A 21180-nucleotide genomic window follows, 5' to 3' on the forward strand; every position below is an offset into this window, starting at 1 on the left:
TCCTTTTGTTTGTGTCCTCCGCGTTGGATGCGGCGGTCCGCTGACCTTGGATGGCGTGGAGTTCGCCGAAGGGTTCACGGAGCTCACCGTCTGTGATCTTGTCGTCCTCGATGTAGAGGGCGTGGAAGATCGCCTGGTTGAGGAGGCGGCGCTGTTGGTCGTTGCAGCGTCGGTACAGCTGGTCGGGCTGTTCGAGGAGGGCAAGGCTGGCGTTGACGAGCTGGGCGCTGTCGGTGAGGTCGGCGTTGGCTGTGTCGAGGCGCTCCTCCAGCCGGCGGCGCTCGCGGGCGATGTCGCGCAGCTTCTCCTTGACCTTGGTCCGAGGCAGCGTGCTGTCGGCGGCGAGGTCGATCAAGTTCTCCTCCTTCGTGTCGAGTTCCTTGAGCTGTGTGGTGATTTGCTTGCGCAGCAGGCGTGCGGACTTTTCCTGCTCGCCGAGCACGGCATCGATCTGGTCGCGCATGTCAGCGATGAACGGCTGGCTGAAGCGAATCGCGGAGTAGTGGCGCTCAACCGCGTCCTCGACGAGTGTGACGTTGACGTGGGGTGCTTGGCACAGCCCCTTTTGCCGGCCGCGGCAGAAAAAGTACAGGTACTCGGCACCCTTCGAGTTGATGGTCCGTTGGATGATCATCCGCCGCTTGATGCCGTCGCGTTGGCAGCGTCCACAGAACAGCGATCCCTTGAGGTAGTGGTGGTGGACGCGACGGCGTTCTTGTGCCGTCATGCGCGATTCGAGGATCTCCTGGACGGTGTCGAAGAGGTCCTCGTCGATGAGGGGCTCGTGTCGCCCCTGGATTTCTTCGCCGTCGTACTCGACGTATCCGAGGTAGTAGCGATCGCGCAGCATTTGCGAAATCTTGTTCTCGGAGACCTTCTTGGCTGGGTGTCGCCGGGTGGCCCTGGTGCGGAGGCCGCGGTCGTAGAGCTCGTCAGCCAGCTCTTCTTGCGTGTAGTCGCCGGTGGCGAAGAGCTCGAAACCCAGCTGGACAAAGGGCGCTCGTTCGGGGTCGACGATGATCGTGCGGATCACGCGGCCGTCGGAGTGGTCGATGTGGTTGAGGTAGCCGAGCTTCGCGCGGCCGAGCGTGCCGCCGTTGCGGGCCTTCTGGCCCATCTTGTAGGCGATGTCGGCACCGGACTGGCGGGATTGGTACTCGTTGAACGTGGCCAGGATGCCGTGCATCAGCTGGCCGACCGGGGTGTCGTCGATGGCCTCGGTGGCCGAGACCAGGGTGACGCCGCGCTTGCGCAGGTCTGCCATGACGATCGCGTCGTCGTAGCGGTTCCGCGCCATGCGCGAGAGCTGGTAGATGATGATGACGTCAACGTCGCCCTGGCTGCGCACCCGCGCGAGCATCTGTTGGAATGCTTCGCGCTTAGTCATCTCCATGGCTGAGCGTCCGGGCTCGACGTACTCGTCGATGACCGTGACGCCCAGGTCCCGCGCCTTGCGCAAGCACGCTTCCCGTTGGGCCGGAATGGAGATGCCTTCCGGGTTGTAGTCGGTCCGGACTTGCCCGGTCGAGGACACGCGCAGGTAGATCACTGCGCGAGTGCCGGGGGCAAGGTCGTCCATCGGCGGCTGGATGGGGATGGTGACGTCCTGCTGCAGTTCATCGATGAAGTCGGCATAGGCGCTGGTCACTAGTGCACCCTCTTCCGTGCGGGCCCCTGGATGGGGCTTGTGGTAGGAACTAGGCGGAAGTCGGGGTGACGGCTTGGGCTGGTCGCCCTTTGTGGGCCTTCATGACACTGCCGCCCCCGGCTTCCCCGGAACCGTGAAGCGATGACAAAGGGACGCGCGATCGAGCGCCGGTTAGTGACCACTCTGCTGTCGGTTCCCTTGCCTCCGTCTGGCTCCTGCCCTGGACTACACGCAGGAAGGCGACCCGGTTGTCGCAGCAGGATGGGCCACTGTTCTTCGTGGGGATCGACTGGGCGGGGGCTGAGCATGCCGTGTGCGTGCTCGACCACACCGGCAAGAAGATCGCCGCGTTCACCATCGATCACACCGCCGCCGGTTTCGGCCGGCTGGCCGCCAGGCTGGGCAGCCTCGGCCCGGCCGAGCAGATCCCGGTGGCGATCGAGCGCCCGGACGGGCGCCTGGTGGACGCGCTGCTGGAGGCCGGTCACCCGGTGCTGCCGGTCAAACCGAACGCGATCAAGACCTGGCGCGAGGCCGAAGTCCTCTCCGGCGCCAAATCCGACCCCGGCGACGCACACGTGATCGCCGACTACCTGCGAGTGCGGATCCACCGGCTGCGCCCCGCCGCACCGTTGTCCAGTCACACCAAGGCACTGCGCACCGTTGTGCGTACCCGTAGTGATCTTGTCGAGGCCCGTATAGCGGCGACCAACCAGCTCGCCGCATTGCTGGACGCGCACTGGCCAGGCGCCAAGGCCATCTTCGCCAACATCGAGTCCGCGATCGCCCTGGCGTTCCTGACCCGCTATCCCACCGCCGTCTCGGCGGCCTCGTTGACCGAGAAGCAGCTGGCCGCGTTCTGCGCCAAACAAGGCTATTCGGGCAGGAAACCCGCCGCCGTCCTGCTGGCCCGGCTGCGCTCTGCCCCGGCCGGCACGCTCGATCCCGTGGTGTCCACAGGAGTCCAGGACGCCGTGCTCGCCCAGGTCGGCATGCTTACCGCGCTCAATACCGCGATCAAGGCCCTGGACCGCTCCATTGCCGAGAAGATGGACACCCACCCCGACGGCAAGGTCTTCCGATCCTTTCCCCGTGCGGGCACCATCAACGCCGCCCAGATCCTGGCCGAATGGGGCGATTCCCGCGCCGCGTTCGACCACCCCGACGCCATCGCCGCACTGGCCGGGATCACGCCCGTCACCAAAGTCTCCGGCAAACAACGCGGCGTGTCCTTCCGCTGGGCCTGCAACAAACGCCTGCGCCTGGCCATCACCACCTTCGCCGACAACAGCCGCCACTCCAGCCCCTGGGCCGCCGACATCTACAACCGAGCACGCGCCTCCGGCAAGGACCACCCCCACGCCACCCGCATCCTGGCCCGAGCCTGGATCCGTGTCCTCTGGCGCTGCTGGCAAAACCACACGCCCTACGACCCGGCCCTGCACGGCGGCGCCCAACACCGGATGAAACAGCCGACCGCAGCCTGACTTTGATCTTGAGGTTGACACAAGGGGTGTCATGACACCTCCTTCTGAGGGCGGCCTGGACGGAGGACCGTGCAACCGGCGAGTGGGTCCTGGCGGCTGGATCGCGCGCTCCCGGCGAGCGGCGAATTCATGGCCGGGTTGCTGTTTCTCGACGGCTGCGGAACCGCGCGAGCATGCGTCGGAACAGCTGGCGTTTCGGCCGTCGCCAGAGTCGAGCGTTTGGGTCGACGTACTCGTCGATGAGCCAGACGCCCAGTTCCCTGGCCTTGCGCAGACATGCCGCACGCTGGGCCGTGACGCTGTGGTCGGTCTCGGCCCGTCCGAGCGAGGCCACGCGCGTGTAGATCACCGCGCGGGTGGTGGGCGCAGGGGCATCCGACGGCTGGAGTTCGTTGTCCGAGTTGGCGTAGTCGGTGGTCATGACACCTCGTTACGAGTCGGTCTGGATGGGGATGTGCTGGTCGGCGCAGTGGGCCCCGGCGGGATTTGCAGTTACCCGGCGAGCGGTGACTCGTCGGCGGATTGCTGGTCGTGGCGACGACGGTCGCGACGATCTGCGAGTGCGCCGGTCTGCTCGATCTCCGCGACGGCACTCACCACGCGTACGAGGAAGAGGCCGTGCGCGGTCTCCGTGTCGAGGGCGGGATCAGCGGCCGAGACGACCCGCACGCCTCGGGACGTCAGCTCGTTGAGCACGAAGGCGAGGTGCTGCGTCTTGCGGGAAAGGCTGTACAGGTGGTTGACGACGAGCACGTCGATGACTCCGGATCGGGCTGCCGCCAATACCCGTTGCAGCCCAGGACGCTTCAGCGTGCCGCCTGATGCGTAGTCGCTGCTGCGGAGAGCGATGTGCCAACCGGGTTGGGCCGCGACGTAGGTCTGCAGGTGATCGCTTTCGCGGAGCGTGGGCCACCGCGGGTAGAGGCCGACGCGTACCAGCCGTCGAGTCCGTGGGTGTGCGGCCCGACGGCTGCGGGGATCGCAAGTGGCAGGCGGCATTGTGGTGAACCTTCCTTTCGAGTCATTGGCGAGTGGCTTCGATCCGCTGGGTTCGTTGCGCGAACGCGAACGCGCGACGTCATGCCGCGTCGCGGCGGTGATCGGGGTGGCTGGCGTCTGAGGTGCCTGGCTCGGCGGGCAGTGTTTGCTCGCTGGCTTCGGCCTGCGCCAGGTCTGCCGCGAGGCTGGCGACCACCCGCGCGAGCTTGCGCATGTCGGGGGGATCGCGGCGGACACCGCGCACCACCACGTTGCGCACAGCTCTGCTCGCGCCAACGCGCCGTCGGGGTTGCCTGCTCGGCGCGTTGACGGGGCTTCCCTGCTGCTCCTGGTCGGCCGGAGCAGGAACGTCGGCGCAGTTGTTGTCGGCCTGATCGGGGTTGCGAGGTTGAGCGCACATGAGCGCCCCCTTCGTGCCCGTGAAGCCCGCGGCTGGCGGAGGTTCACAGGGCTGCTGGTCGGCGACAGGAACCGTCGACACAGCGGGCACTCCCAGCTGCCGACACCTGCGGTCGCCGATCCGCGCGAAGCGGGTTTCGCGGCGATGCGGGCACGCACCATGACGTGCGTTGAATGAGCTGGGACCGCCAAAGCTGTCACGACCAACGGGCCTCTACTCCCCGCATGCGTCTGTGTGGGGCCGGCGCTCGTGGCCGTGTTGGACTCTTGCCGTTCGGTAGGACTGTGTGCCTTGCCGAACTGGTGCTGGGTCACCTCGTCAGCACGAGGTGGGCGGTCGACGCGAGTCCAGAAGATCGCTACCGGCGCTGACCGCGAACGGCGGCGCGTCGGCATGGCGATGAACGTGATGGGTGCCGAAGCACCTCCTCTCTGTTGAACCGGGGACAGGTGCGCCATTCAACTAAGGTAACACCTGAATAGATCTAGTGCAGCCTGTGTATCTCAAGTGTCATCTGTGCATGGGTGTGTGTCTGCTGAACACGCCGAACGTGCGGCGGCCGGCTTCGGTCGCCATCGGGGACACTGAGCGTCGGTTGGCGACGGCGCGAAGCGCCTCGGAGCGACGGGGACGGGACGGCAGCGGGTGCAGATCGAGTGGCGGCTGCGGAAAGTCATGGCCTCCCGCGACGTCTGGACGGCGACCCAGCTGCGCGAACTCCTCATCCAACGCGCCGGGTTCGAACTGTCCCTCCAGTCGGTTGACGTGCTGATCAAGAAGCAGCCGGTCCAGGTGAAAGTGGCGACCTTGCAGGCGCTGTGCACGACGCTGCGGTGCACGCCCAACGAGCTGTTCGGAATCGACACGCCACGCGATGTCTCGCTCGTCGAACCGGACACCACGGAGTCCCGCGGCGAGCAGTGAGCCCGCGGCGGCGAATGCGGCGACGGCCATCACGCGGCCCTCCCCAATACCTGCGGGGGACACGCTGTCCGCAAACAGTCCTGCCGAACCAACGTGGTTCGAATCAGCCGATACCAGCTGAGCGCGAAGCGCAGACAGTCCGCCGGGGACTCCGAAGATGAGGAAGTGGTGTGCGTGCGCGGCTGGCTGGATGCCAGCATGGTGGCCATGACGAAGCGTGCGATGTCCAAGGAGGGCGAGGAAGAAGCTCGACGGCTGGTGGAGTCGGTGCGCGGCGTGCCGGTAACCCCTTGGGACGAAGGTGGTGGTCGCGGCTCCAGGTACGACTTCAACATCGGCAAGGACGGCGCGCTGGAGGTAACCAGCCTGGCTGATGAAGGCGCGGAGGTCGTGTTGAGGCGTGCCAGCCGCGCAACGACATCGAGGCCCTCGTCTCGGTTGACCAGGACCTGGCTGGTGATGGTCGACATGCCGAACAACTTCGGACTGACGAGCGGAACACCGAGTTCCGCGGGCTGGCTGACCGGATCGAAGACCAACTCGTGGAGATGGAGCGCCGGGGCGAGTCGGAGATGAGTCGTTGGTCTTCTCGTGTCCAGGGCCTCTGTGATGATCCGTCGTGCCCGTTTCACGGCCTGGCGCGGTTGAGGGTGGTCTCGGCAACCGCGTTCGACGTGAAGGGCCTGCGTCCGCCGGAGATCTTCATGTCTCTGGCTCACGGGCAGGTGTGCCATGGCCCCAACGATCTGCCGGAAGCGATCGAGCAATGCCTGGCGGACAAGCCGGACAACTGGCGAAAGCTCCAAGTACCCGGCAAGGCTGATCGGCAGGTCTTCTTCTGGGCCCGGCAGAGTCGGTGGAGTGCGCTGCGCGCGTTGCGGATGGACGAGTTGCCCAGCCGTGCCCCGGACGTGGAGAAGTACGGGATCACCGGTGTGTGGGCGGGCATCCTCGGGCGGTGGGACAAGGCACTGTTTTGGTCGGTGACCACCGACTGGGTTCGCGTGCAGATAGATGAGAACGCTGAGTCGGCGTAAGGCGACGGCGAGGGTCCACCGACGGGAGGTCATGCCGCGCTCGGCGGGGAGTCGGCCGAGTCCGCCGCGCCGGACGGACCTTCAGCAGCGCCGGGCTGGGCGCGGTGGAAGGTGCGCTCGTCGACGAGTGGCTCGTGCACCTTCGGCGCCGAGGTGACCCATTGCTCGATGGGCGCCGGGCGGCCGGCGACGGTGCGAGCCCAGACCTGGCGCCCGGTGTACTTGACGTTGGTGACAACCCGCCGGACCCCCTTGGCGGTCCAGCGCCCGTTGGGCACAGGGGCGGGGTACTGGTGGGGGTCGCTGTTGAGTCGTGCGGCGATGACGGCGAACGTCATGCCGTGGTCGGCGCGCCAGGTGAAGATCTGTTTGACGACGGCGGCGGTCTGCCAGTCCGGGACGAGGACCGCGCGTAGTTTGCTGTGTCCGCTGGGGTCGGTGACCCGGATGCGCAGGGCTCGGTAGCCGTAGGGCGGCGGCCCGATTTGGTAGCCGGCGCGGACGAGTTCGACCATCGCCTGACGGGCGCGGCGGGTGGTCTCGGCGTGGTGCGCGGCGAGTGGGGCCCACTGGATTCGGTTGCCGCGGGCATCGACCAATACGTCGTCATCGGACTGGTCATCCGCTCGTGCTTCGGGGTCGACGGCGGTTGCACCCGACTGACTTGTCCACAGGTTTGTCCACAGGTGGGCCCACCATGGTGGACGGGTCTCGGCCACCGGTGTGCCGGTGCAATGGTGGTATGCGGCGGCGCGAAGCGCGGTGCGCTTGCGGCGGAACTCGGGGTGCCAGCCGCACTCGCGGCAGTACAGGCGGGTGGTCATGCCGCTCGCCTCCAGCCGGGGTACTCGGCGCCGTTGACGGCGGGCCGGATGACCTCGTCCTCGGTCGGCCACGGGGTGCCGGCTGCCGCGGCGGCGGCGAGTTCGGCGTCGTGGGCGAGTTGGAAGACGAGCACCTCGTGGTGCGCGGTGAGCGCGGCCAGCGTACCGGCGGCGCGGGTTCGGGCGGCGGCGCGGCGCTCGGCCAGTGAGGCGCGGGTGACCAGTCGGTTGCCGCGCAGTCCGGCGGTTAGTGCGATGCACCGCTCGACCGGGGACAGCCCGGCCGAGGTCGCGGCGGCGATGAGCGGGGTGGTCAGGTCGACCAGCGCGCCGTCCGGGTTCCGCAGGGGTCGCGTCACGATGGCGACGTGTCCGCCGGAGCGCAGCAGCGGCTCGCAGTAGAGCAGTGTCGTGGCGAGGTCGGCGAGGGCGGACTCGACCGGGTCGCGGTCCGGACCGTTCGCGCGGTCCGGCGCGGTGCGCAGGGTGGTCAGGACGAGTCCGACTCGCCCGATCAACCCGGCGGCCCGGACGGTCGCGAGCACCTTCGGTCGGGCGTCGAGGACCGAGCCGTCGCGCCACGCGCCCGCGGTCTTAGCGGCGGTGACGTTGGCGCGAGCGAGCGTCCACCACCGGGTGCGGGAGGTGAGTCCGAGCGCGTGACGGCCGGCGCGCAGTGCCTCAACGAGGACGGTGCCGGCGCCGCAGTCCGGGTCGAGAACGAGGTCGCCGGGACGGGTGTAGGTGGCGATCGCGTGGGCGGCGACGGCGGGCGGAATCCGGTCGATGTCGGTCTCGGTGCCGGACACACAGCCGGCGTCGCGCAGCTGCGCGAGCGGGTCGCGCTGGCCGGTGGGCCAGACCGACAGCGGCGGCATCGGCGGCTCCTCCCCCGGCGGCAGGGGGAGCGGCCAAGGCGACGTGGGGCGGTCAGTCATCGGAGGTCTCCTCCCCGTCGGCGGCGTCGGTCAGGGCCGGCTGGCGGGTGAACACCAAGAGGTCGTCATGCACCTGGGTGTGCCGAGCGGGCGTCGCGAGCGGGCGCGCTGGCCCCTGCGGTCGGGGGTGCGGGGCCGGGGTCGCGACCGCGAGGGCGCCGTCGCGGACGGGGACGCGCAGCAGGGCGATGCGATCGAGGTAGTGCAGTCCGGCGTGCTGCGCGGCGCGCACCAACGAGCCGGCGGGGTCGGTGAGCCGATCACGGGACCGGTCACTGTGAGTGATGACGGCGAGGGTGCCGGTCGGGGTGAGCAGACCGGCCCAGTCGGCCGGACGGAACCAGTCGAGGGTGCGCGGGTCGGCCGCGGTGATGACGAGGTCGTAGCGGTCCGGACCCGCGCCGGTCGCGGTCGAGTCCGGTCCGGGACGGCGGTGTGTCGACGGCCCGGCGGGCTGGTCGGTGGTCGGACTGTCGGTGCGCGGTCGGGGTCCGGACTCGGACTCGACCGACGCGTCAGCGGAGTGTTCGTCTACCGGGTCGGGGTGCGCGACTGCGGTCTGGGTTTGGACGCCGCGGCCGAGTCGGACCACCGTCCAGCCCGCTTCGTGTAGTCCGGCGTACGGGCCGGGCCGGGACTGGTTGCGGCCCCCGGTTGGCGACCACGACGAGGGTGGGGCGAGGTAGGGCGCGGGGTCGAGCAGGAGCACCCGCTGGCCGGGCTGGGTGTAGGTGGTGACGAGCTTGATGACCGCGGTCAGCAGCCAGTTGGCGAGCAGTCCGGTGCCCTCGCGGAGGTCGTCTTGCGCGCACGGCCAGACGGTGCTCGGCCGAGCGGGACGCCGGTGGCGCAGGTTGAGGCGCAGGGTGCGCAGGCGCGGTGTTCGCCGCCTGTGCGGTAGCGGGATCGGGACGGTCGGGGGGTCGGTCGGGCTGTGCTCCTGGGAGCCGTCTCCCGGTGAGTCGTGGCCGTGTGTCGGGGTCATCGCGGGTCTCCTCCGACGGATGGGTGCCGTGCGTTCTGACGCCCCTTAACTCCGTATTTCGACCCCGTTTTGGACACGTCCCGCCAAATTTCTTTGCACCGCCCACTCGGGCTAAGCGCGACTCGACGCGATTCGGACAGTTCTGCCAAAGCCGTGACTGAGGAACCGCTTGTCCGGTCATCCCGCGCCGCCGCGAACCGCTTCCTGGACCAGTCGCGGCCAGATTTTTCAAGATCTTTCCGGCGGTGCGATGTGGATCTCGCCGCTGGTCCGCATCGGAGCCCTTCGTGACTACTAGCGCCGTACTAGCGAGCGACTATAACCCCAGCTCAACGGCTACTAGAGTTGATCAACGATCGTAGTTGACCAAGCCCATTTTTGATCTTGGATCGACGCGTTCGCGAGGCGAAATAGTAGTTCGCTAGTAGCCCCGGAACGGTTTGCTAGTTGGCGCCTAGTAATGGCGTGGTATTTCCGTGGTATCGGTCGTGGCTTCCTGACGGCGTTGTTGTTCGCATCGACGCCGTGGGAGTCACGACATGGCAGCACAATCCGTTTCTCGTCGCCGTGGCGACGAGGCTGTCCCGAACTCGTTGGATATCGCGCGGGACACGTTTACCTGGCTGGTGACCGGGCCGCACCCGGTGTCGCTGAACGGCCGGCTCTTCCCCGGCCTGCCCGACCGGCACATCCCGCTGGACGAGGTCCGCGACCGGCTGCTGGCGCGCCGCTGCCCACAGGCGACGCGGGACGCGGTGTGGGCGCATCTGGTGCTGCGCTCCCGTACTGAAGGAGCGACCTGGACGGTCGCCGCGGTCGGGGTCGCACTGCCCGCGCTGACCTCGGTCGCGGCCACCCTGTCCGATCGGTTCGCCGGCGACCCGGCAGACGTTCACGCCGAGGTGTTGCGCGGCTTCCTGACCGCGTTGTCGACCATCGATCTGCGTCCGCCGCGGATCATGCTGCGACTGCGATGGGCCGCCTACCGGTCCGGCTACGACGCGCTCGCCGAGGCCCTCTCCGGTCCGACTCCAGTCGCGCCGGGCTTCCGATCCACCCCGCCACACACGCCGTGGGGACACCCGGATCTAGTCCTCGCTCGCGCGGTCGCGGACGGAGTCCTGACCCAGACCGAGGCCGCACTCATCGGGGCGACCCGGTTGGAAGAGGTGCCCGTCGCGGACTGGGCCGCGGCGCACCAGACCGGCGAGTGGGCGGTCTACAAGACGCGCAAACGCGCCGAGCTCCGGCTCGCCGCGTACCTGCGCGACGGTGCCGCCGAGACCGATCCGACCGACCCGCTGACCGACCAGGTAGCCACCGCGTTGGCCCTCGCGCGCCCGGTCTCGCCGGTCCGCGACTTGCCGCTGTCGTCACTGTCCGTGTCCGTCGCTGACGCGGAATCGGGGCAGAAAGTTCAGGGTCGCGTGTCCAAAACGGACGCGAAATCCGGAGTTCAGGGCTGCGGGACACACCCGCGCTCAGCCCGACCTTCGGAGGTGCCCCAATGCGCCTGATCGATCGATTCTTCCCCGCCGCGAGCGGACCGCGCAGCGCCCGCCTCGACGGCAATCCGCAGCCGCCAGCCGAGGCCCCAGCGTCGAGCACGCCGGACCATGTCACCGGCAGCGAGTCGACCAGTGCTCCGATCATTACGCCGGAGGACTGGACCCCGGTCCGCCCCCGCCGCTGGTCGCACGTGGTGCTGATCGTCGAACTGGCGATCCTCGCGCTGTTGGCGTCGGCGTCGGCGGCGCACGCCGACACGATGGTCGTCGCCCTCGCGGACTCGGTGACCACGGTCCTGAACAACGTCCGCAACTGGATCATGGGCATCTTGGCCGGTCTGGCCACGGTGTTCCTGTCCATCGGCGGCGTCCGCTACGTGATGGGCGGCGGCGACCCCGGCGAGGTCGAGAAGGCCAAGACCGCGTTCAAGTCCGCCGGGTGGGGCTACGGCCTTGCGGCGCTCGCGCCGCTGGTCGTGGAGATCCTCAAAGGGATCGTGGGGGCCTGACCGATGGCCGTCAGCACCCCGCCCACGGTTCGCCCGTACCGCCGGTCCGGCGGCCCGGTCGCGACCGCTGCCGCCGGACGAATCGACGGGGACCGAGCGATGCTCTCCCCGGTCTCCGACGCCAGCGCCGACCGGCCGCCGGCTGGTCGGCCGCGGCGCTGGCGCGCGGGCTGGATGCTGGCGCTGAGCATCGTCGTGCTCCTGGTCGGCGTCCTCGCGGTCAGCGCGTGGGCCTCGCCCACTGCGCCGCAGCAGCCCCCGCCGCAACCACCGCTGCCGATCCCGACGGTGGATCCGTGCACGCCGGGTTCGCCGCTGCCGGTCTGCCAACTGCCCGCGCCGACCACCACCAAGCCGCTGCCCACCGCGCCGCTGCCACTCCCGACCGGGGTGCCCGCGCCGACGACATGCAGCTTCCCCGGCCAGGTCGGCTGCACCTCGTCCACGCCGACCACGACGCCGAGCCAGCCGTGCACGGGTGAGGACTGCATCCCGCAGCCGACCACGCCACCACCGAGCACTGGTCCGCAGCAGCCCGGCACGGGCAGCGGCGAGGGCGACTCGGACTGTGGGATCACGGACATCGGGGCCTGCATCACCGAGGCCATCAACGGCGCGTTCCGCAGCATCGTCGACGCCGCGCTCTCGCCGATCCTGGAATTGATCGGGCACACCGCGCTGTCCACGCCGACGATCAGCGACCTGCCCGGCATCGGCGAGTTGTGGAACAACTCCTGGGAGCTCGTGGTCGCCGCCTACGGCCTGCTCATCCTCCTCGGCGGCATCCTCGTGATGGGCCACGAGAGCGTCCAGGCGCGCTACTCGATCAAGGAGATCGGGCCGAGGATCCCGATCGCGTTCATCGCCTCGGCGCTGTCGCTGTTCTTCACCGACAAGCTCATCCGACTGGCCAACGGCCTGACCCTGGGCATCCTCGGCGACGGAGTCAACGCGCCCTCACTGGGCAACACCCTCAAGGACGCCGTCGCCGGCATCCAGACCGGCGGACTGTTCATCATCCTGGTCGGCCTGGTGCTCGTCGTGGTCGGCCTGGGCCTGCTGGTCGTCTACGTGGTCCGGATCGTCATCACCCTCGTCTTGATCATCTCTGGCCCCCTGTTCCTGATGTTCCACGCGCTGCCACACACCGACCCGCTGGCTCGCTGGTGGTGGAAGGCGATCACCGCGACGCTGGCGATCCAGGTCGCTCAGGCCCTGGTGCTGATCACCGCGGTACGTACGTTCCTGTCCGGCGGCGTGAATCTGTTCGGCTCGACGCTGTCCGCGCTCGGCACGCTGGTCGCCGCGATCGCCCTGTTCTTCATCCTGTTCAAGATCCCGTTCTGGCTGTTGAAGGCGGTCAAGGTCAGCAACGGCCGCTCGTTCCTCGGCGGTCTGGCCCGCGCCTACATCGCGGCGAAGACCTTCGGCATGGTCGCCGGGAAGACCGGCGCGCTCGGCAAGGTCGGCGGCGCCGTCGGTGCGAAGAGCGGCGGGGGCGGTGGCGGCGGTGGGGGCCGCGGTGGCGGTGGGTCGGCGGACCCGCCGTGGCCCGCGCAGCCACGCCTCGCGCCCACCCCGGAGATGGTCAACAAGCGGCTCAAGGCGGCCCATGACGCCGAGCGCGCCCGCGCGGCCCGCCGGTCGCGGCTGCCGTCGCAGGCGCCGCAGTTCCTGCAGCCCTCACCTCAAGACACCACTCACGACCCCGCCGTCACCCCGGCGAACCAGGGACCAGCCATGCCTCCTGAGTTCAGTTCCGCACCCACGCCCGCCACGCCGATCTCACCGCCGCGGCGGGGACCTCGGCCCGGATCGGCGCCGCAGTTCCAAGCCGCTGGAGGGCCACGTCGACGCGGCGCCACCCCACCGCCGGCCCGCCCGATCCGCACCGCGTCGGTGCCCCCGCAGTTGCAGTTCCGGCCCGCCACGCCACCCGCGCCGGAGCCGTCGTCGCCACCCAGGTCGGCGTCCGCTCCTGCCGCGCCGGTGTTCCGGCAAGCCCAGCCCAAGCCGCGCATCGGGGACGCCTACCGGCGTACCCAATCGGTTCCGCCGCCGGTGTTCCGCGCACCGAAACCCGCCCCAGGAGGTGAAGGGAAATGAGTCAGCCGGTAAGGATTCCCGCCGACGTCGATCGCGAGGACCGCGTCATCGGTCCGCTGACCGCGCGGCAGCTGCTCATCCTCGCCGTCACCGGGATCGTGCTGTACGGGGCGTACACGCTCACCCGCGAGTTCGTGCCGCTGGTGGCGTTCCTCATCGTCGCCATCCCGATCGGGGTGACCGCCGCGTTCCTCGCGCTCGGGCAGCGCGACGGCATTCCCCTCGACCGGTTGGTGCTGGCCGCGCTGCGGCAGCGGTTGAGCCCGCAGCACCGGGTGGCCGCGCCGGAAGGCATCCGGCCCGTCCCCGAGTGGCTGGGCAGCCAGGTCGCGAACACCAGCAGCACGGGCCGCGCCAAGCGGAAGGACAGCGCGGGCGGCGCGGATGCCGCGGCATCGACGGTCTCGCCGGCCGCGCTGCGGCTACCCGCCGAAGCGGTCACCGACACCGGTGTCATCGACCTCGGCAAGGACGGCGTCGCCGTGGTCGCGGTCTGCTCCACGATCAACTTCGGGCTGCGCACTCCGGCCGAGCAGGAGTCCCTCGTCGCCTCCTTCGGGCGCTACCTGCACAGCTTGACGGCACCGGTGCAGGTGCTGGTGCGGGCGGAACGGCTGGACCTATCCGGGCAGATCGCCGAGCTCCGCGACCAGGCCGGCGGTCTGCCGCACCCGGCGCTGGAACGGGCGGCGCGCGAGCACGCCGAGTACCTCGACCAGCTCGGCCGCGCCACCGATCTGTTGCGCCGTCAGGTGCTGCTGATCCTGCGTGAGCCGCTGCTGACCACGGGGCCAGCCGACGGGCTCGGCGGCGCCTCACCGCTGGCCGCGTTGACGGCGAAACGCCGGGCCGCCAAGCAGGCCGCCTTGGTCGACGACGCCACCCGGCGCGCGGCCGAAGCCCGGCTGGTCCGCCGGCTCGGCGAGGCGGTCGAGCTGCTCTCCCCGTCGGGGATCGTGGTCACCCCGCTGGACGCCGGACAGGCCACCGCGGTGCTCGCCGCAGCCTGCAACCCCGACAGCGTGATCCCGCCGAACTCCGGTCTCGCCGGCTCGGACGAAGTCATCACCACCGCCCCAGACGAGGGCTGGGACGCAGGTGCGTTCGGCCGCGCAGCGTTCCCTGCCGACGGCGAGTTCGGCGAGGCCGAGGACGCCTGGGACGACGGCCCTGACGACGGCTTCGACGACACCGCCGAGGACCCCGACGACTACGCCAACTCCGCGGGGAGGTACCGCCGATGAAGACCACAGCCAAGCGCCACGGCCGGAAGGCCCAGGCCATGCAGCCGCCGCTCGGGCGGGCCAGCGCGTTCACCCCGGACGCCATCTCCGTGCGCCCCCGCGCGCTGGAAGTCGGCGGCGAATGGGTCGCCAGCTTCGCCGTCGTCGGCTACCCGCGCGAGGTCCACCCCGGTTGGTTGCAGCCGCTGCTGACCTACCCCGGACGGGTCGACGTCTCGCTGCACATCGAGCCGATCGACCCGGTCACCGCCGCGAACAGGCTCAAGAAGCAGCTGTCGAAACTGGAGTCCGGCAGGCGGCACACGAGCGAGAAAGGACGGTTGATCGACCCGCACGTCGAAGCCGCCACCGAGGACGCCTACGACCTGTCCGCCCGAGTCGCTCGCGGCGAAGGCAAGCTCTACCGGCTCGGGCTGTACCTGACCGTGCACGCCCCCACCGAGGAAGCCCTCGGCGATGAGGTCGCGGCGATCCGGTCGCTGGCGGCGTCGCTGCTGCTGGACTGCAAACCGACCACGTACCGCAGCCTGCAGGGCTGGATCACCAGCCTGCCCATGGGCCTCGATCTGGTCGGCATGCGCAGGACGTTCGACACCAGTGCGCTGTCCGCGGCGTTCCCGTTCACCTCGCCCGACCTGCCGCCTCCGGACCCGACCTCGGTCGGTGCACCCAGCGGTGTGCTCTACGGCTTCAACGTCGGCAGCCAGGGCCTCGTGCATCACGACCGGTTCGCTCTGGACAACCACAACAGCGTGATCCTCGGCCGCTCCGGCGCGGGCAAGAGCTACCTGGTGAAGCTGGAGTTGCTGCGGTCGCTGTACCGCGGGATCGAGATCCACGTCATCGACCCCGAGGACGAATACGCCCGGCTGGCCGCCGCGGTCGGCGGGACGTACGTGCACCTCGGCGCCGAGCAGGTCCGGCTCAACCCGATGGACCTGCCGATCCACACCCGCCCGGACGGCCGGCGCACCGCGCCGCGCGACGCGCTCATCCGACGCAGTCTGTTCCTGCACACCGTGATCGCGGTACTGCTCGGCGCTGAGCTCGAAGCGACCGAACGGGCGGCGCTGGACCGGGCGATCACCGCGACCTATCAGCGCGCCGGGATCACCTCGGATCCGCGGACCTGGACCCGCCCGGCTCCGCTGCTGGCCGACCTCGCCGAGGTCCTTGCCGACGCCGGAGATCCCGCCGGGGTGGAGCTCGCGGCGCGGCTGCACCCGTACGTCACCGGCGCGTTCTCCGGCCTGTTCTCCGGCCCGACCTCGACACGCCCCGAAGGGCACCTGGTGGTGTTCTCGCTCCGCGATCTCGCCGACGAACTCAAGCCCATCGGCACGCTGCTCACCCTGGATGCGGTGTGGCGGCAGGTCTCCAACCCGGCCATCCGCAAGCCCAGGCTGGTCGTGGTCGATGAGGCGTGGTTGCTGATGAAGGAGCCCGCCGGTGCCGAGTTCTTGTTCCGGATGGCCAAGGCGAGCCGCAAGCAGTGGGCCGGCCTCACGGTCGCCACCCAGGACACCGCGGACGTGCTGGGTTCGGACCTCGGCAAAGCCGTCGTCGCGAACGCAGCCACGCAGATCCTGCTGCGGCAAGCCTCCCAGGCGATCGACGAGATCACCCGCACCTTCGACCTCTCGCTCGGCGAGCGCCAGTTCCTGCTCTCCGCCGACCGCGGCCAAGGTCTGCTCAGCACCGGGACGCAGCGGGTGGCGTTCCAGTCCATCGCCTCGCCGGTCGAGCACGAGTTGGTCACGTCCAACCCCGCGGAAATCGCCGGGTATTCCGACGCCTCGTCGGGAATCGAGAACTCCTTCGTCGAACTCGGCGCGGACGATACCGCAGGAATTGCGGACTCGTTCGACGACGGCGACGCGTCGCAGATCGAACTCGACGCCGCCTGACCGCCTCGCTCGCAAGCGCTAATCCGTTCACATCGAATCGCACCTAGGGGATCCCATGTCTACGTCATTGCCCATTTCCGCCACTGTTCGCCGGCCCGCTCGGCTGCTGACGCAAAACAGCGAGATGCGTCAGATCGGCGTGTGGAACTGGTCGCTGCCGGCCTGGGCCGGGCGACTGCCCGATGGTCGTACCTATAACACCTGTCTCAGCGCTGGAATCTGCGCTCAGGCGTGCTACGCGCGGCACGGCACCTACACCTGGCCGGTCGTCCGCGCCAAGCACCAGGCGAACCTGATGTACGTCCTCGACGATCTGGCCGGCTGGCAGGCCGCGATGGTCGCCGAACTCGGCGCGGCCAAGTTCTGCGGCGCGTGGATCAGAATTCACGACAGCGGTGATTTCTTTTCCGACTCCTATCTTCAGGCATGGCTGGATATTTGCCGGGTTCGACCTGACACGAATTTCTACGCCTACACCAAAGAGGTGTCCCGGTTCCGGACGCTGGTCGAGCCTGACCCGCCGCCGAATTTCCTGTGGGTCTACTCGTATGGCGGGACACAGGATGTCGCGCTGAATCCTGCCGTCGATCGGGTCGCGGATGTGTTTCCCGACGAGTCCGCGATCGCCGAGGCGGGCTGGGCCTCGCAGGAAGCCAGCGACCTGCTCGCGGTCCTGGGCCCGCGGCTGGTCGGTGTGCCGGCCAACCGCATTCCCACCTATCTCAAGCGGCTGGCCGGGCGCCGGTTCTCCGAGTGGCAAGCCGAGGTCGACGCCGACCGCGCCGCCCGCCGAGGCCGCCGGCACCTGCGGCTCGTCGTCGACAACACCCGTCCCGACCAGAGCCAGCAGCCCACGGCCGAGGCCAGCACGACGCAGGCCGACCAGCCACGCGCTGCGTGACCGCAGCTCGCGCCCGTCCCGTCGACCGCTTTGCGTGGGGAGGTTCCCGATGTCCTGGCCAACCACTGCCACACCCCTGTCCGCCCTCGTCCCTCCGCGGGTCGAGCAGGCCGCGGACGGGCTCGCGTCACCGGTCGGCGACTACCTGCGTGACCCGCTCGGCGCCTTCGAGAACGTGCTGGCGCACCTGCGCGACCTTGCCCTCACGTGGGGCCCGATCGTCGGGCCGGTGCTCGCGGTCGTCGTCACCGCCGCGGTCGTCGCGCGGCGCCGGTGGCGCCGCCGCTACCACCAGCGCCTGGCCACCGATGCCCGCCTGGTCACCGTGCTCGCGCCACCGACGGTCGACCCCACGGGCGCGATCACCGTGTGGTCCAACCTCGTCGGCTTGCTGCGTCCCGGTTGGCTGCGCCGCTTCGGCGGGCAGCCGCACCTGGCCTTCGAGCTGACGTTCACCGACGACGGTGTGCAGATCCGCCTGTGGGTGCCCGGCCTGGTGCCGCCCGGCATGGTCGAGCGCGCGATCGAGGCCGCCTGGCCCGGCGCGCACACCCGCACCACCCTCGCCAAGCCGCCGATCCCGACCACGGCGGCAGCGGGCCGGCGCGTCGAAGCGGCCGGCGGTGAACTGCGGTTGGCCCGCTCGGAGGCGCTGCCGATCCGCACCGAGCACCCGGCCGACCCGATCCGGGCGATGCTCGGCGCGCCGGTCGGGCTCGGCCCGCACGAGCGGGCTTGCGTGCAGATCCTCGCCCGCCCCGTCGCCGGCCACCGGGTGACCAAAGCCCGGCGCGCGGCGCGGCGGGTGCACGCGGGCGGGTCGGTCCACCTGGTCGGCCGGCTGCTCGACGCCATCACGCCGGGCAAGACCCCGAAGCGGTCGACCAGCACGCGGACACCGGGCCTGGATCGGCAGACCAGCCTGGAGTACGCCGCCCAGGACCGCGCGGTCGTGGAGAAGCTGCGGGCGAACCAGTTCGAGACCCGCATCCGCTACGCCGTGGCCACCACCGTGCCCGAGGACGTCACCTCGGGCGAGGTCCAGGCGGTGCGGGAGGTGCTGCGGGGCCGCGGGCACGCGATCGCCTCGGCGTTCGCCGCCTACTCCGAGCACAACTACTACCGCCGGGTTCGGATCCGCCGCGACCCGGTTGCCGTGTTGGCCGAACGCCGCCTGGGCAAGGGCGACCTGCTGTCGATCCCGGAGCTGGCCGCGATCGCGCACCTGCCGATCGACGAGTCCACACCCGGCCTGCAGCGGGCCGGCGCGAAAGCTGTGCCGCCCCCGCCGGGCATCGCCACGATCGGCGAGCAGATCAAGCCCCTGGGGCTGTCGGACTCCGGGCACTCTCGCCCGGTCGGCCTGCACGTCGCCGACGCCCGCCACCACCTGCACATCCTCGGCGCCACCGGCTCAGGCAAGTCCGAGCTGATGGCCCGGATGATCCTGGCCGACGCCGAGGCCGGCCGCGGTGTCGTCGTGGTCGACCCGAAGGGCGACCTGGTCAGCGACATCCTCATGCGCCTGCCCGAGGAACTGGGCGAGAAAGTCGTGCTGTTCGACGCCGACTCCCGAGCCCGCCCGCCGGTGCTCAACCCGTTGGAGGGAGCTGACAAGGCCCGCGCGGTCGACAACCTCGTCAGCATCTTCTCCCGGATCTACGCCTCCTCGTGGGGGCCGCGCACTGACGACATCCTCCGCGCCGGGCTGCTCACGCTGACCGCGATGCCCGGCACGCCGACCCTGGTCGACCTGCCCAAGCTGCTCACCGTGCCGGCGTTCCGGCAACGAGCCTGCGACCAGATCGACGACGAGGTCCTCAAGGGCTTCTGGTCCTGGTACGACGACCTGTCCGAAGCCAGCCGCGCACAAGTGATCGCGCCGCTGATGAACAAAATCCGCGGCTTCCTGCTGCGCCCGTTCGTCCGCGCCGCCATCGCCGGTGGAACGTCCACTATGGACATGGACGAGGTGCTCAACACCGGCGGGATCTGCCTGGTGCGCATCGCTCGCGACGCGCTGGGGATGGAAACCGCGCGATTGGTCGGCTCCATCGTCGTGGCCCGCACTTGGCAAGCGGCCACCCGCCGGGCCCGCGTCCCGCAGCGTCAACGCCGCGACTGTGGGCTGTACGTGGACGAGTGCCACAACTTCTTGAACTTGGCCTATCCGTTGGAGGACATGCTCGCCGAAGCCCGTGGTTACCGGCTCTCCATGGCGTTGGCGCACCAGTACCTCGGGCAGCTACCGAAGGAGCTCGAAGAGGGCATCAGCACCAACGCCCGCAGCAAGATCTTCTTCAACGCCAGCCCCGAGGACGCGAAACGACTCTCGCGGCACACCATGCCGCGGCTTTCTGATCACGACCTGTCCAACCTCGGCGTTTACCACGTCGCCGCCCGGCTCGTCCTGGGTGGCGAGGAAGCACCGCCGTTCACCGCGGTGACCGAGAAGCTTCCGCCCGCGATTCCCGGACGCGCCAAGGCGATCCGCAAAGCTGCCAGGGTCAACACGCGCCCGCCCGTCACCGACGCCGACGCCGCAACGCGCCACGCGGATCAGCCCACTGTGGACCCGCGCCGCGCGGCCTGACTCGCCGAATCCCGTTTTCCCGCAACGCATGCGGGCTCACTGACTGCGCACGTCCGCTCCGGTGATGCCCGCATGCGTTGCCCTTCGCCTTCCCCATTCCGGCCAACGCCTGGGAGGTGCCTACCCATGATCTCGAATCCCACGCCTCAGAGGGCATTGCGCGGGCACATGCCCCAGCGCCCCACACCACGGGCGGCCACCACCGGGGAGCACCATGCCCAGCTCGCCGGGCGGCTCACCCTCCGGGACCGGTGGCTGGCCCGGATGCTGAACGAACACAAGGTCTTCACCACCCAGCAGATCGTCGAGCTCTGCTACCCGACCATGCGCGCGGCCAACCACCGCCTGCTCGACCTGTTCAAGTGGCGCGTCGTCGACCGCTTCCAGCCGTTCGTCAGCTCCGGCACCGCCCCGATGCACTACGTGCTCGACATCGCCGGCTCCGTGGCGCTCGCCTACGAGGACGGTCTCGACCCCAAACAACTCGGCTATCGCCACGAAGACGCCATCGGCATCGCCCACTCCCTGCGACTCGCGCACACCGTGGGCGTCAACGGCTTCTTCACGAGCCTCGTCGCACTGAGCCGGGAGCCCGGTGCCCGCGGACGCCTGACCGCGTGGTAGTCCGAACTGCGCTGCGGCCGGCTCTTCGGCGACATGGTCCGCCCCGACGCCTACGGCCGCTGGCGCGAAGACGGCCACCAAATCGAGTTCTTCCTCGAATTCGACTTCGGCACCGAGGACCTCGGCAAGCTCGGCCGCAAGCTGCACGGCTACGAAAAGCTCGCCACCGCAACAGGAATCACCACACCCGTCCTGGTGTGGCTGCCCACCAACCGCCGCGAAACCACCGCGCGCAGGGCGCTCGCCGACGCACTGTCCCAGTTGGACCGGCCCGCGCTCGTGCCTGTAGCCACCAGCGCTGCAGATGTCGCGGGTGTGGCCAGCGAGAACGACCCCGCCGTCGCCCGGTGGCTGCCGATTACCGGCCCGGCGTCACGACGGCCGGGCCGGCTGCGGCTCGCCGAACTCGCCCAGCTCTGGCCCCACACAGACCCGCCCACCACGGCGCCGTCCTCGACCGCGGCCAAGGCCCAGCAGGCGTCCACGGAACTGGCCGCACCGGACCCACTTCCACCACCGCTCCCCACCAGCCGCTTCCGGAGGTGA

17 protein-coding genes and 2 pseudogenes are annotated in these 21180 nt (G+C 69.7%); 12 read left to right on the forward strand and 7 right to left on the reverse strand.

Annotated features, from left to right (window positions below; genetic code table 11):
• Window positions 1–787: 787 nt before the first annotated feature.
• Window positions 788–1579 (reverse strand): annotated as a pseudogene (locus ACFSZT_RS08675) (recombinase family protein); the annotation flags it as partial.
• A 347-nt stretch (window positions 1580–1926) separates the two neighbouring features.
• Here ACFSZT_RS08675 and ACFSZT_RS08680 point away from each other — a divergent pair.
• Complete coding sequence (locus ACFSZT_RS08680) at window positions 1927–3135, forward strand: IS110 family transposase (RefSeq protein WP_377390015.1); 1209 nt, start codon at window positions 1927–1929, stop codon at window positions 3133–3135.
• Window positions 3136–3262: 127 nt separating this feature from the next.
• Here the strand turns inward: ACFSZT_RS08680 and ACFSZT_RS08685 are convergent, their stop codons facing one another.
• From ACFSZT_RS08685 to ACFSZT_RS08695, 3 genes are all read right to left on the reverse strand, one after another.
• On the reverse strand, window positions 3263–3556 hold the full coding sequence (locus tag ACFSZT_RS08685; RefSeq protein WP_110341528.1) for a hypothetical protein: 294 nt from the start codon (window positions 3554–3556) through the stop codon (window positions 3263–3265).
• 71 nt (window positions 3557–3627) lie between these two features.
• Entirely contained in the window at window positions 3628–4134 is a 507-nt protein-coding gene (locus ACFSZT_RS08690) for a recombinase family protein (protein WP_110341526.1), read from the reverse strand.
• 79 nt (window positions 4135–4213) lie between these two features.
• Entirely contained in the window at window positions 4214–4393 is a 180-nt protein-coding gene (locus ACFSZT_RS08695; protein WP_110341524.1) for a hypothetical protein, read from the reverse strand.
• A gap of 786 nt (window positions 4394–5179) precedes the next feature.
• On the opposite strand from ACFSZT_RS08695, the gene ACFSZT_RS08700 reads away from it, so the two are divergent.
• The 3 genes from ACFSZT_RS08700 (at window position 5180) to ACFSZT_RS08710 (ending at window position 6495) form a co-directional block, all read left to right on the forward strand.
• Window positions 5180–5458, forward strand: a complete 279-nt coding sequence (locus ACFSZT_RS08700) for a helix-turn-helix domain-containing protein (RefSeq protein WP_110341522.1) — start codon at window positions 5180–5182, stop codon at window positions 5456–5458.
• Between the two features lie 174 nt (window positions 5459–5632).
• The gene (locus ACFSZT_RS08705) at window positions 5633–6034 is read left to right on the forward strand and encodes a hypothetical protein (RefSeq protein ID WP_146240091.1); all 402 of its coding nucleotides are present in this window, start codon (window positions 5633–5635) and stop codon (window positions 6032–6034) included.
• A complete protein-coding gene (locus ACFSZT_RS08710; RefSeq protein WP_110341518.1) occupies window positions 6001–6495 on the forward strand; it encodes a hypothetical protein in 495 nt (164 codons plus the stop codon). The genes ACFSZT_RS08705 and ACFSZT_RS08710 overlap by 34 nt, the downstream gene beginning before the upstream one ends.
• A 29-nt stretch (window positions 6496–6524) precedes the next feature.
• On the opposite strand, the gene ACFSZT_RS08715 is transcribed toward ACFSZT_RS08710, so the two are convergent.
• From ACFSZT_RS08715 to ACFSZT_RS08725, 3 genes are read right to left on the reverse strand one after another with little or no spacing between them, the layout of a single operon-like run.
• Window positions 6525–7319: a recombinase family protein gene (locus ACFSZT_RS08715; RefSeq protein ID WP_110341516.1), complete on the reverse strand. Its 795-nt coding sequence runs from the start codon at window positions 7317–7319 to the stop codon at window positions 6525–6527.
• A complete protein-coding gene (locus ACFSZT_RS08720; protein ID WP_110341514.1) occupies window positions 7316–8257 on the reverse strand; it encodes a DNA methyltransferase in 942 nt (313 codons plus the stop codon). The genes ACFSZT_RS08715 and ACFSZT_RS08720 overlap by 4 nt, the downstream gene beginning before the upstream one ends.
• Window positions 8250–9242: a hypothetical protein gene (locus tag ACFSZT_RS08725; RefSeq protein WP_110341512.1), complete on the reverse strand. Its 993-nt coding sequence runs from the start codon at window positions 9240–9242 to the stop codon at window positions 8250–8252. Before ACFSZT_RS08725 ends, ACFSZT_RS08720 begins: the two co-directional genes overlap by 8 nt.
• A 539-nt stretch (window positions 9243–9781) precedes the next feature.
• On the opposite strand from ACFSZT_RS08725, the gene ACFSZT_RS08730 reads away from it, so the two are divergent.
• The 8 genes and pseudogenes from ACFSZT_RS08730 to ACFSZT_RS08765 all read left to right on the forward strand — a co-directional run bounded on the left by ACFSZT_RS08730 (window position 9782) and on the right by ACFSZT_RS08765 (window position 21180).
• Entirely contained in the window at window positions 9782–10759 is a 978-nt protein-coding gene (locus ACFSZT_RS08730; protein WP_377390020.1) for a hypothetical protein, read from the forward strand.
• A gap of 182 nt (window positions 10760–10941) precedes the next feature.
• Window positions 10942–11259 carry a pilin gene (locus ACFSZT_RS08735; RefSeq protein WP_110341604.1) on the forward strand — a complete coding sequence of 106 codons (318 nt, stop codon included), beginning with the start codon at window positions 10942–10944 and terminating at the stop codon, window positions 11257–11259.
• A gap of 99 nt (window positions 11260–11358) precedes the next feature.
• A complete protein-coding gene (locus ACFSZT_RS08740; RefSeq protein WP_236808377.1) occupies window positions 11359–13365 on the forward strand; it encodes a hypothetical protein in 2007 nt (668 codons plus the stop codon).
• On the forward strand, window positions 13362–14609 hold the full coding sequence (locus ACFSZT_RS08745; RefSeq protein ID WP_110341506.1) for a PrgI family protein: 1248 nt from the start codon (window positions 13362–13364) through the stop codon (window positions 14607–14609). Before ACFSZT_RS08740 ends, ACFSZT_RS08745 begins: the two co-directional genes overlap by 4 nt.
• Window positions 14606–16516: a VirB4 family type IV secretion system protein gene (locus tag ACFSZT_RS08750; protein ID WP_110341504.1), complete on the forward strand. Its 1911-nt coding sequence runs from the start codon at window positions 14606–14608 to the stop codon at window positions 16514–16516. The genes ACFSZT_RS08745 and ACFSZT_RS08750 overlap by 4 nt, the downstream gene beginning before the upstream one ends.
• Before the next feature lie 55 nt (window positions 16517–16571).
• Window positions 16572–17417, forward strand: a complete 846-nt coding sequence (locus ACFSZT_RS08755; RefSeq protein WP_110341502.1) for a GP88 family protein — start codon at window positions 16572–16574, stop codon at window positions 17415–17417.
• A 49-nt stretch (window positions 17418–17466) separates the two neighbouring features.
• Entirely contained in the window at window positions 17467–20010 is a 2544-nt protein-coding gene (locus ACFSZT_RS08760; RefSeq protein WP_110341500.1) for a helicase HerA domain-containing protein, read from the forward strand.
• A 264-nt stretch (window positions 20011–20274) separates the two neighbouring features.
• Window positions 20275–21180 (forward strand): annotated as a pseudogene (locus ACFSZT_RS08765) (replication-relaxation family protein).

Origin of the sequence: Prauserella oleivorans (assembly GCF_042685745.1) — a bacterium.
In the GTDB taxonomy this organism is placed as follows: domain Bacteria; phylum Actinomycetota; class Actinomycetes; order Mycobacteriales; family Pseudonocardiaceae; genus Prauserella_A; species Prauserella_A oleivorans.